This window comes from Sphingomonas sp. ASY06-1R (assembly GCF_052180265.1).
In the GTDB taxonomy this organism is placed as follows: domain Bacteria; phylum Pseudomonadota; class Alphaproteobacteria; order Sphingomonadales; family Sphingomonadaceae; genus Sphingomonas_I.
Genome location: NZ_CP197464.1, coordinates 595,465 through 607,113 on the forward strand (window position 1 = coordinate 595,465; position 11,649 = coordinate 607,113).

Consider the following 11,649-nt stretch of genomic DNA (forward strand, 5'->3'; position numbering starts at 1 on the left):
GGCTGCGATGCTCGAACATGTTCCATTCTGGCTCGGCGCTTTGATGCACAATGTGCGTGCCGGGCATGCCAAACTGACCATCGTCAATCCCGATCTGGAGGTCGGCGCCTCCAGTCTGGAGCTGTCGAGCCCGGCATTCGCCAACGGTGCGCGCCTGCCCGAACGCTTCACTGCGGACGGCGAGGGCGTTTCCCCGCCTTTGGTATGGCGCGATCCGCCGGAAGGCACGTCCAGCCTGGCCCTGATCGTCGAGGATCCGGATGCCCCGGCCCCTTATCCGCTGGTGCATGCGGTCGTGTGGAATATCCCGACCGCGGAGAATCGGCTGGCCGAAGGCGCCATCGTGCGTGACGGGTCAGGGGCTCCTGACGGCAGCGACGTCGGCCGCAACAGCTATCTCAGCGAAGGCTGGCTGCCGCCCGATCCGCCGACCGGGCATGGCAATCACGATTATGTGTTCCAGCTGTTCGCGCTCCGTCACACGCCAGTGCTGGACGCCAATCCGGGCCGCGATGCGCTTGTGAAAGCGTTGCAGGGCAATGTCGTGGCGGCTGGCTTGCTGGTCGGCACCTATTCGCGTGGCGAGGCGGCGACGACGGACGGCGTGGCCTCCGGGCTGGCGACAGCCTAGCCCGGCAGGTCGGTCACAGATCCCGCCATTCGAAGGGCAGCGGCGCTTCTCGAAAGGCGAAGCGATCGAGATGGCGGGCGATCGCGCCCTTCAATCCATCGCGCTGCTCGGGCGAGGTGGCGTCGATCCGCACGTCCAGACCATCGGCGCGCGCATCGAACGTCACCAGCGCATCGCCGGGATGCTCGGCGCCGCGCGCGTCCTTGGGAAACACGATTGTGCCATGCTCGGCCGTGAATTCGACGGTCAGATTATGCGTCCAATGCTTGCACAATTGTTGGAGGTAGCGGCTGCCGTGGGTGGTCGGAACCGTTGATTCCGCGCTGAAAACCTGGGTCATATCGGGTGTCTTTCGAGGGTAGAGTAAGGGTCCGGCAGCGGCGGGCGCGATGCCCAGCCGCTGCCGCAGCAGTGCCAGCCGCGTCATTTTTCGAGCCGTTCGATCTTGCGCGCCGCCTCATCGAGGATGGCAGCGACGTCGTGGACCAGGTCCTCGCGTCCGCGGCCGGCACCCAACGTGTCCCGCAAGGCCATGCCGAGCCCCATCATCGCCCGCTTGATCGGCGCGGCGCCGGTGCGGCCTTCCTCCTGCCCCATGCGGGACAGGCGTTCGAGCAAGGCATCGACCTCGTCGCGCTTCTCATCGAGATGCGTGCGGCCGCCATCGGTGATGGCAAAGCGCTTGCGCGCGCCTTCTTCCTTCACCTCGTCGATATGGCCCATCTCGTCGAGCATGGTGAGCGTCGGGTAAACGACGCCGGGGCTGGGGGCGTAGCTGCCGCCCGTGCGCTCTTCGATCTCGCGGATGAGATCGTAACCGTGGCGGGGTTGGGCCTCGAGCAAGGCCAGCAGAACCAGTCGCAGCTCGCCGCCGTCGAAGACGCGGCGACGTCCGCCACCGCGCTCATGATGGCCCCAGCCGCGTCCGCGATGCTCGCGTCCACCGGGGCCGAAGCCGCCGCCAAGCCAATGACCATAGCCATGTCCAAATCGCATTTTCATTATCTCCTGTATCATCGAATCGCATCTAAGATATATCTTAAGATATTTCAAGACGGTGTTTTGCAGCGTGGCGGTGGTGGGGTGCGATCCTTATATTGGCGGCATGGCCGATCTCTTTGCCGCTGCCTTGCCTGCCGACGCTCCGGCGGAGCCTGCCGCCGATGCCCCGCTTGCCGACCGGATTCGTCCGCGCTCGCTGGATGAGGTGATCGGGCAGGAGCATCTGACCGGCCCGGAAGGCGCGATCGGGCGCATGGTGAAGGCGGGGCGCTTGTCCTCGATGGTCCTGTGGGGGCCGCCCGGGACGGGTAAAACCAGCACCGCGCGGCTGCTCGCGGACGCGGTGGGGCTGCGTTTCGTGGGAATTTCCGCGGTCTTTTCAGGCGTCGCGGAGCTTAAAAAGACGTTTGCGGAAGCCCGCGAATATGCACGCGCTGGGCAGCGAACATTGCTGTTCGTGGACGAAATCCACCGTTTCAATCGCGCGCAACAGGATGGTTTCCTGCCTTATGTCGAGGACGGAACCGTTGTTCTGGTGGGTGCGACCACCGAAAATCCCTCGTTCGAGCTGAACGCAGCGCTGCTGTCGCGCGCGCAGGTGCTGATCCTGAACCGGCTGGATATGGTGGCGCTCGAAAAGCTGCTGGCCCGGGCCGAGGCAATCGAAGGGCGGGGCTTGCCGCTCAATGCCGATGCGCGGGCGGCACTGATCGCAAGCGCCGATGGCGACGGGCGGTTCCTGCTCAATCAGGCGGAAACGTTGTTCTCGATTAACCTGCCGGACGCACTGGATCCTGCCGGCTTGGCCGCGCTGCTCCACCGCCGGGTGGCGGTCTATGACAAGGATCGCGAGGGGCATTACAATCTGATCTCCGCCTTGCACAAAGCGGTGCGCGGCTCTGATCCGCAGGCGGCGCTCTATTATCTGGCGCGGATGCTGGTGGCGGGGGAGGAACCGCTTTACCTGTTGCGCCGCATGGTGCGGATGGCGAGCGAGGATATCGGGCTGGCCGATCCGCAGGCACTGGTGCAGTGCCTTGCCGCCAAGGACAGTTACGATTTCCTGGGCTCGCCCGAGGGTGAACTCGCGATCGCCAATGCGTTGATCTATCTGGCGACGGCGCCCAAATCGAATGCGGGCTATGTCGCGTGGAAGGCGGCGGCGCGATCGGCGAAGGAGACGGGATCGCTGATGCCGCCGAAGAATATCCTCAACGCACCGACCAAATTGATGAAGACGATCGGCTATGGGAAAGGTTATGCCTATGACCATGATCGCGACGAGGCATTCTCGGGGGACAATTACTGGCCCGAAGAGATGAATCCGCAGAGCTTCTACACGCCGACACCGCGCGGTTTCGAGGCCAAGATCGCCGAGCGCCTGGCCTATTGGCAGAAGCTGCGCGAGGAGAAGCAGGGGTGAGCCTGGACTGGGAGGCGGTGGTTGCGCACGCTTTGTCGCTGCCCGACACGGAGCTCACCACTTATTATGGCGGTCCGGCCGTGAAGGCGAATGATCGGCCGATCCTGTCGCGGAGCGACGATCCCGGCAGCTTCTGCCTGCACATGGACCGCGACAAGATCGAGATGCTGAAGCAGATCGATCCCGACACCTTTTGGCAGACGCCGCATTACGAAGGCTATACGGCGCTGCTGGTGCGCTACAATTCCGCCAATCCGCAACTTGTGCTGGATCAGATCGAAGCCTCGCGCGATTGGACGATGACGCGCCGGAAGCCGAAGCCGCGCAAGACCTAAGTTCAGCCCGAGTTCAACGCGGCGCCATCAGGAAGACAGCATGTTTCGTTTTGCCATTGCCGCCGCGCTGATTGCCGCGCCCGCGTCCGCCGCCACCGGCGGTCTTGCCCAGGTCCAGGCGCATCTGCGTGCGGTCACCACCATGACTGCGGATTTCGCCCAGACGGATCGCACCGGCCGGACGGTGACGGGTACGGTCACGCTGAAGCAGCCCGGCAAGATCCGCTTCCAATATCAGAAGGGCGTACCGCTGCTGATCGTCAGCGACGGCAAGGCGTTCACCTTCATCGACTATAAGGTCAGCCAGGTTTCGCGGTGGAAGGTGGGCGATTCCCCGCTCGCGCTGCTGCTCGATCCGTCCAAGGACATCGCCCGCTATGCGCACATTGTGCCGGGCGCACCGGACGGGCGGATCGTGATCGAAGGGCGCGATCCCAAGCATCCCGAGTTCGGCACGATCACGATCGGTTTCGCGGCCAAGCCTGGTGCACCCGGCGGGTTGATCCTGGCTGGCTGGCAGGTGCTCGACGCGCAAGGCAATCGCACCACCACGGTCCTGTCGAATCAGCAGTTCGGCGGCGCCATTAGCGATAAAGCGTTCCTCTGGAGCGACCCTCGACCAAAAAACAGGGGCCACTGACCTTCTATTCAGTTTCGCGACAGGAAGGCTGGCCTAGAAAGGCTGTGCGGTTGCGATGCCGTTTCCGGGATTCCCCCCTGTTGCCCGGGACGATGTTCGCACCCCACCTGCGTGACGAACGCCAGGTCGGCCCTCGCTCCAGCCCCCGGAGCGGGGGCCCTTCCTTTTCCAGTCCGGTCGATTGCACAGCGCGCCCGCGAGCCGCGCCCGACGCGCCTAGAGTATGATGACTTTACACTGATCCGTTCGTGCCGAGGTGCGACCGAGTAGCCCGCAGGGCGTATCGAGGGCGCGTATCGAGGCATTGGTGGGTATCTCTCGATACGCGCTCTCGACAAGCCTGTCCTGAGCGCCTGCCTCGCAGGCAGTCGAAGGGCTCGATCGCTACTCGAGACGAACGGTTCTTACCAAAGTCGTCACGCTCTAGCGCTTCGGGGAGTGATCGTCGTTCGGCTTGGCCGCCGGCGGTACGGTCAGGTCCATCATCGCGTTCATGGTCGAACTGATGTTGGTCATCATCGCCGTCAGCGTATCGACCACCTGGTGTGAGGCGAATGGCGGAGCCAACCAGGAATAAGGGCCCGGAAACCAATATTCGGGCTCGTAGCCGACGAACAGGAACGGCACGCCCGGCTGTTGCGGTTCCGCGTCGGCAAAGGACGCGCGCCCCAGGTCCACGATCACGCAGGCGCTGATCGACGTCCACGCATCGGCATCCAATTTCGCGAAAGCCTCAACCGGATCACCCTCCGGCGTGAACACCGGAATGCCGCAAAATTGCAGAGACCGCCGAATATAGGCAGCGCTGAAACTGGCAGGCGGGGACAACAGAAGCACGCGTCCTGAGCGCAGGTCCGCTGGACGATCCATGTTCAAATTATCCCCCCAAAACCCGTCATGGGTAATCTTCGTTTATGCAGCAACCTGGTCCGACAACCGGGCGTCGCGGGCCGTATCCACGATCCGCCGCTCATCCGCAGCGAAGCGCCGATAGGTCGCAAGCGCCTGGCCGACAACTTGATCCATATTATAATATCGGTACGTCGCCAACCGTCCGACGAACGTTACGTCGCTTTGTGCGATGGCCAGTGCTTCATAGCGTTTGAACAGCGCCTGATTTTCCGGACGGGGGATCGGATAGTAAGGATCGCCCTCGGCCGCCGGATATTCGTAGGTGATGCTGGTCTTGGGCGCGCTCTGGCCGGTGAGGTGCTTGTATTCGGTGATGCGCGTGTAGGGCACATCCTCTGCCGGGTAATTGACCACGGCGACCGGCTGCAACCATTCCTGATCGAGCGTCTCGTGGCGAAACTGGAGGGACCGATACGGCAATTTGCCGAAGCGATAGCCGAAATATTCGTCGATCGGCCCGGTGAAGACGAGATGGTCGTGCGGGTAAGCGGCGCGCGCCTCGGCATAGTCCACGCCCAGCAGCAGATCGATATTGGGGTGATCCAGCATCCGTTCGAACATCGCCGTATAACCGTCGCGCGGCATCGCCTGGAAGCTGTCGCCGAAATAGCGGTCATCGGTGTTCGTGCGGGTCGGTACGCGTGCCGTAACGGCCTTGTCGAGCTCGGACGGATCCATGCCCCATTGCTTGCGCGTATAGCCGCGGAAGAACTTCTCATAGAGTTCCTGGCCGACCGCGGAGACGACCACATCCGCCGATGTCTTGATGATGTCGACCGGTTCCGCCCGGGACGCCAGGAAGCTGGCCGCCTCTTCATCCGTCGTCAGCGCAAGGCCATACAGTTTGTTGAGCGTGGTGCGGTTGATCGGGATCGGCACCAGCATGTCATCGACGCTCGCCAGCACGCGATGCTCATAGGGGCGCCACGGGGTGAACCGGGACAGATAATCGACGATATCCTGGCTGTTGGTATGAAAGATGTGCGGACCATATTGGTGGATCAGCACGCCATCGGCGTTGTGCACATCGAAGGCATTGCCGGCGACATGCGGCCGACGATCGACCACCAGGACCCGCAGGTTTGACCCGGTCGCCAGCCGCTCCGCCATAACCGCACCGGCAAAGCCTGCACCCACCACCATCACATCATAGGCCTTGGGCCGTTGGGCCGGCCATATGGTCGGCGAGACGATCGGCTGGACATGGCCCGCGCGCGTGACCGCGTCGTCGATCAGATCCGCCATCTGGGCGAAGGTGCGGTCCCACGACATTCCGGACAGAATGGCATCGACGTCGGCGCGCCAGGCGTCTCCCGACGCGCGCAACGTCAGCGCATCTTCACAGGCAGCAACGAATTGCTCGGGCGTCGATGCGATCGCGACCGCGTCCATTTCACCATAATGGCGCACGACGTCGGTGATCGGGGTCGAAACCACCGGGAGGCCGCCGGCCAGATATTCCGGCGTCTTCGTCGGACTGATGAAGCGCGTCGCCTCATTGATGGCGAAGGGCATAAGCGCCACGTCCCAGCTACCTAGATAGGCCGGCAGCGCGTCATAGGACTTTCCGCCAAGATAATGGAGGTTCGGCCGGCGCGGCAGATCGTTTTCGCTAATCTTCACCACCGGGCCGACGATTGCGATCGACCATTCGGGACGCGCGTCCGCAACCGCCGCAAGGAGCGCAAGGTCCATACGCTCGTCCACGACTCCATAGAAGCCGAAGCGCGGATGCGGCAGGCCGGCCATATCATCAGGATCAGACGTCATTGTACGGGCTTGGGTAAAGTGGCCGACGTCAACGCTGGACGGGAAGGGGTGGATGCTGGGATGGCGATCGCGCTTCGCCTCGTACAGGCTGTACCCGCCCGTGAAAACAAGATCGGCAACGGCCAGCAACTTCTGTTCCAGCGGCAGCAGTTCGGGTGGCGCGCCCTTGAAGTTGGCGAGTTCGTCCATGCAATCATAGACGATGCAATCGGCTGCCACATGCTCCGAAAAGGGAAGCATCATCGGGGTGTAATACCAACGGACCAGCGGCCCTTCGACGTCGGCAACAAAGGAATCGAGCAGACTTCTAAGTGCGGCGCCGTCGGTCGCGGGGTCGCCGCCCGAACGAAGCTCCGGCGTGACGATGGTCACGTTCTCGGGGGTTGGCCGTATGTCGAGCCGTGCCATGGCGAGATCGTCGATATAATGCGGCTCCTGCCAGAAGATCACGCGACCTTGCTGGGCGAAGCGCATCATCAGATGCTGCGGCCGCTGGAATACGAAATCCCAACGCAAATGACTGAAACAGATCAGCGTTGTCGCGATGCCATCAATCCCCCCGTTAGCGCGAGTGCGTAAAGCGGGTCGGGGGGCGGGCTGGATCACGAACGACACCTTGCTGACGAATGAACAAACCTAACGGTGCCGACCCCGGCCAGTTCCTTTGACTGCCATAAAAAAACCTAAGTAAAACATAGGTTTATTGATCCATATTAACTTCGCCCCGATGAGAAATTAAGCAACTTTGCCTGCCCTGCTCCGTTACGCTGGGAAGGATCGGGAGACCATCAATGGGCGAGCTCGAGCTATGGGGCGGGCCGGAATGCACGGTGAACCGTCTCGGCGATCGGTTTGGCGATCAATTGCACGCTACCGGTCATCATGATCGCATTTCGGACCTCGACCTTTTCGCGAGCCTGGGCATTCGCGCCTTGCGCTATCCGATCTTGTGGGAGCGGATGGCGCCGGAGCATCCGGACATGGTCGACTGGAACTGGTCGGACGCGCGGGTAGGACGACTGCAGGCTTTGGGTATCCGCCCGATCGCCGGCTTGGTGCATCATGGCAGCGGGCCGAAATACACCGATCTGCTCGCCGACAGCTTTGCGCCCGGCCTTGCCAATTTCGCGCGCATGGTGGCGGAGCGCTATCCTTGGATCGAAGATTGGACTCCGGTCAACGAACCGGTGACGACCGCGCGCTTCTCCGCTTTATACGGTCTATGGTATCCGCACCATCGCGAGGAGCGGAGCTTCTGGCTGGCGCTGCTCAACCAGATCGAGGGCGTCGCACAGGCGATGGCGGAAATCAGGCGGGTCAATCCGGCGGCACGGCTGATCCAGACGGACGATCTCGGCCGGACCTATGCAACCGTGGCCCTGCGCGAGCAAGCGGCCTTCGACAATGTCCGCCGCTGGATGAGCTGGGACCTGCTGTGCGGCAAGGTCGTCCCCGGGCATGCCCTGTGGCGGCGGCTGTGCGGCTTCGGCCTGGAAGATCGTCTGCGCCGTATCGCCGACCGGCCGTGCCCGCCGGATGTGATCGGCGTGAACCATTATCTGACCAGCGATCGTTTTCTGGACCACCGGCTGCAACGCTATCCACGACATCTACATGGCAGCAACGGACAACGCGCCTTCGCGGATACGGAGGCGGTGCGCGTGCTCGATCCGCCGCCCCCTGGCCTGCGCGGCGTCCTGCTGGAAGCGTGGGCGCGCTATCGCATCCCGCTGGCGGTGACCGAGATCCACAATGGCTGCACGCGCGAGGAGCAGATGCGCTGGATGGCGGAGGCCTGGCAAACGGCGGGCGCGCTGCGCGAGCAGGGCGTCGATGTTCAGGCCGTGACGAGCTGGGCCTTGCTGGGAAGCCAGGGGTGGAACACTTTGCTGACCGGACCGGGCACGTATGAGCCGGGAATCTATGACGTGAGCAGTGGTGCGCCGCAGCCCACGGCCATGGTCGATCTGCTGCGATCGCTGGTCGGTGAGGGTGGTCGTCACCCGGTAGCGGCCGATGCCGGATGGTGGCGGCGGTCGATCCGGCTGGTGCATCCGGCGGTCCCGCGGCCCGCCCCGATATGCGACCGCACGACATCTGCGGCGCCAGGCGGGGATGTGCCGCCGCTCTTGTTGATGGGAGAGGATGTCGCGCCGCTCGTCACCGCGTGCGAAAATCGCGGAATGGCGTTTCAGACGATCGGTTCGCCCGCCCAGGATGGTCCGGCCGATGTCGACGCGGTGCTGGCCCGCCGCCCGTGGGCGATCGCGACCACCTGCGCCGCAGGGCCGAACCTGGCGCGGGCCTGCGCGACCCGTTCCATCCCCCTTGTCGACGCGTCGGGCGTGGTTCGGGTCGATGAACTTCTCGACCGGTTGATCGACGCAAGCGCCACGGCGGATCGTATCGCCGCCTGACGCGGCCCTATCAAAGCGGGCGATTCCGTGACGTAAGCAACGGCCTTTTCGGTCACGCGATCGCACGCGCCCGCGCCTGCCATGTTTGTTGCTCCCGCTTTGCGGAGCGTCGGGACTTTGCCGGTTTCGCGCTACCGAGAAACATTCACGTGGCGGTGCGCGAGGGCGGCACGGGCCATTATCCAAGCCTTTCATCGCCCGACGGTAATAAAATGTTTCTGCCGACCTTTCTGATTCGTGCTGTCACGCGTGCTGTGCGATTCAGCCACCGTAACGCCTGCAAGACGCTGGCATCAGAAGGTGTTCATGGAAAATCGTTCCGTCTTTTCAACGCTGAAGGCAGACGCGCCGGCATCTCTGGTGGTCGCACTGGTTGCGCTGCCTTTGTGTCTCGGTGTCGCGCTCGCGTCCGGCGCGCCCCTGTTTTCGGGCATCATTGCCGGGGTCGTCGGCGGCATCGTCGTCGGCACCCTATCCAAGTCGCCCCTCTCCGTCAGCGGCCCTGCCGCCGGCCTGACGGTGATCGTGTTCGACGCGATCAAATCCTTACCGACGTTCGAAATGTTCCTGCTGGCGGTAACACTGGGCGGCGTGATCCAGCTTCTGTTCGGGCTGACGCGCGCGGGCATCCTCAGCGAATTCGTGCCGTCTTCGGTCATCACCGGCATGCTGGCCGCGATCGGCATCATCCTGATCCTGAAGCAGGTGCCGCACGCCGTCGGCTATGACGGCGATTATATCGGCAGCTTCGAATTCTTTCAGGGGAATGGATATAATACCTTCTCCTCGATCTGGTTTGCGTTGCGCGACAGCGTGCTGTGGGGCGCGTTGCTGATCAGCGGCCTTAGCCTCGCTTTCCTGTTCTGGTGGGACACTGCGCGGCCCAAGACGGGCCCGCTGCGCTTCCTGCCGGGCCCGCTTGTCGTGGTGCTGATCGGTGTGATCGGCAATCTGATCCTGCAGTCGGCCGCGCCCAATCTTGCGCTCAAGCCGACGCATCTGGTGCAGGTCCCGGTATCGCACGGCATTGGCGAGTTCGTGTCGCTGTTCAGCGTCCCCGACTTTACCGCCATCGGCAACCCGGCGGTGTGGACGATCGCCGTCACGCTTGCGATCGTGGCCAGCCTGGAATCCCTGCTCAGCGTCAAAGCGGTCGACGAACTCGACCCGCGGCGTCGCACGACCGACAAGAATCGTGAGATGTTCGCGCAAGGCGGCGGCAACATCGTCTCGGGTCTGATCGGCGGTATTCCGATCACGTCGGTGATCGTACGGTCGTCCGCCAATGTGGATGCCGGGGCCGAGAGCAAAGCTTCGACGATCATGCACGGCCTGTGGCTGCTGCTGAGCGTGCTGCTGATCCCGACCGTGCTGAACCTGATCCCGCTGTCGGCTCTCGCCGCGATCCTGATCGCGACCGGGTATAAGCTAGCCAAGCCCAAATTGTTCCTGCAGCGCTATGCGCAGGGCTGGACGCAATTCGTGCCGTTCGTGATCACGGTCGTTGCCATCCTGATGAGCGATCTGCTCATCGGCATCGTCATCGGGCTGTTCGTCGGCTTCGTGTTCGTCGTGGGGCGCAATTTCCGGTCGGCGATCACGTTCGCCTGCGACGATGACGATTGCCTGATCCGGGCGCGGCGCAACCTGTATTTTATTCACAAATACGAGTTGCAACGCGAGCTCGGCCGGGTGCCGGACAATCGCAATCTGCTGATCGATCTTTCGTCCACCAGCTATGTCGATCTCGACAATATCGAGATCATCAACGCCTTCATCAAAGGCGCCGCATTTCGCGGGATCAGCGTCGTCGTGCGCGGCGACATCGCCCGTCGCAGCGCGCCATTGATCAACGCGCCCAGTTACGAGGTTGGCTACGCATGAGAAAATACAAACAATTGCTGCTGGCGAACAAGGCCTGGTCGTTCGAACTGCGCGACGAGAGCCCGGACTTCTTCGCGCGCCATGTCGGCGGACAGAAGCCGGATTTCCTGTGGATCGGCTGTTCCGACAGCCGGGTGAGCCCGGAGCAGATGACGATGACGCCGCCCGGCGGCATGTTCATCCACCGCAACATCGCCAACCTCGTCAACGAGGACGACAAGAACCTGATGTCCGTGCTGCAATATGCGGTCGGCGTGCTGGAGGTGGAGCATATCATCGTTTGCGGCCATCATGGCTGCGGCGGGATGCGCGCGGCGCTGGACGGCGGCACCGACGGGGTTCTGGACGAATGGCTCGACAATGCGCGCCGGGTCTATCATTCCAACGCCGCCGAGATCGATGGCGCGTCGACCGAAGAAGGCCGGCTCAACCGGCTGGTCGAGGTCAATGTACGCGATCAGCTGGTGCGCCTGGCCCATACCAAGACGGTGCAGGATCGCTGGGCGAACGGCCAGAAACTGGCGCTGCACGGCTGGATTTACGACCTGCGTGACGGGCTCATCAAGCCCTTGATGGAAGTCGATGCCACCACCCGGCTGGATGAGGTGCAGGCGCCGGAGCGCGTCCTCTAAATC

The 11,649-nt window shown here is 63.1% G+C and carries 11 protein-coding genes; 7 read left to right on the forward strand and 4 right to left on the reverse strand.

From position 1 onward, the window contains the following. Positions 1-7 precede the first annotated feature (7 nt). Entirely contained in the window at positions 8-631 is a 624-nt protein-coding gene (locus ACSBM8_RS02980) for a YbhB/YbcL family Raf kinase inhibitor-like protein (protein WP_442680187.1), read from the forward strand. 13 nt (positions 632-644) lie between these two features. Here the strand turns inward: ACSBM8_RS02980 and ACSBM8_RS02985 are convergent, their stop codons facing one another. Further along, the gene (locus ACSBM8_RS02985; RefSeq protein ID WP_442681469.1) at positions 645-971 is read right to left on the reverse strand and encodes a DUF2218 domain-containing protein; all 327 of its coding nucleotides are present in this window, start codon (positions 969-971) and stop codon (positions 645-647) included. A gap of 83 nt (positions 972-1,054) precedes the next feature. Further along, entirely contained in the window at positions 1,055-1,633 is a 579-nt protein-coding gene (locus ACSBM8_RS02990) for a PadR family transcriptional regulator (protein WP_442680188.1), read from the reverse strand. Positions 1,634-1,736: 103 nt separating this feature from the next. On the opposite strand from ACSBM8_RS02990, the gene ACSBM8_RS02995 reads away from it, so the two are divergent. From ACSBM8_RS02995 to ACSBM8_RS03005, 3 genes are read left to right on the forward strand one after another with little or no spacing between them, the layout of a single operon-like run. Then, entirely contained in the window at positions 1,737-3,056 is a 1,320-nt protein-coding gene (locus tag ACSBM8_RS02995; RefSeq protein WP_442680189.1) for a replication-associated recombination protein A, read from the forward strand. Then, positions 3,053-3,391: a hypothetical protein gene (locus ACSBM8_RS03000; protein ID WP_442680190.1), complete on the forward strand. Its 339-nt coding sequence runs from the start codon at positions 3,053-3,055 to the stop codon at positions 3,389-3,391. The genes ACSBM8_RS02995 and ACSBM8_RS03000 overlap by 4 nt, the downstream gene beginning before the upstream one ends. 40 nt (positions 3,392-3,431) lie before the next feature. Further along, positions 3,432-4,031, forward strand: coding sequence for a LolA family protein (locus tag ACSBM8_RS03005; protein ID WP_442680191.1), 600 nt, complete (start codon positions 3,432-3,434; stop codon positions 4,029-4,031). 423 nt (positions 4,032-4,454) lie between these two features. Here ACSBM8_RS03005 and ACSBM8_RS03010 read toward each other — a convergent pair whose 3' ends face one another. Together ACSBM8_RS03010 and glf are read right to left on the reverse strand one after the other, a co-directional pair. Further along, entirely contained in the window at positions 4,455-4,868 is a 414-nt protein-coding gene (locus ACSBM8_RS03010; protein WP_442680192.1) for a hypothetical protein, read from the reverse strand. A gap of 75 nt (positions 4,869-4,943) precedes the next feature. Then, entirely contained in the window at positions 4,944-7,190 is a 2,247-nt protein-coding gene (gene glf / locus ACSBM8_RS03015) for a UDP-galactopyranose mutase (RefSeq protein ID WP_442680193.1), read from the reverse strand. Positions 7,191-7,504: 314 nt separating this feature from the next. Between glf and ACSBM8_RS03020 the strand changes: the two genes are divergently transcribed. The 3 genes from ACSBM8_RS03020 (at position 7,505) to ACSBM8_RS03030 (ending at position 11,646) form a co-directional block, all read left to right on the forward strand. After that, on the forward strand, positions 7,505-9,130 hold the full coding sequence (locus tag ACSBM8_RS03020; RefSeq protein ID WP_442680194.1) for a family 1 glycosylhydrolase: 1,626 nt from the start codon (positions 7,505-7,507) through the stop codon (positions 9,128-9,130). Positions 9,131-9,436: 306 nt separating this feature from the next. Beyond that, positions 9,437-11,014 carry a SulP family inorganic anion transporter gene (locus tag ACSBM8_RS03025; protein WP_442680195.1) on the forward strand — a complete coding sequence of 526 codons (1,578 nt, stop codon included), beginning with the start codon at positions 9,437-9,439 and terminating at the stop codon, positions 11,012-11,014. Beyond that, a complete protein-coding gene (locus ACSBM8_RS03030) occupies positions 11,011-11,646 on the forward strand; it encodes a carbonic anhydrase (RefSeq protein ID WP_442680196.1) in 636 nt (211 codons plus the stop codon). The genes ACSBM8_RS03025 and ACSBM8_RS03030 overlap by 4 nt, the downstream gene beginning before the upstream one ends. Positions 11,647-11,649 lie beyond the last annotated feature (3 nt).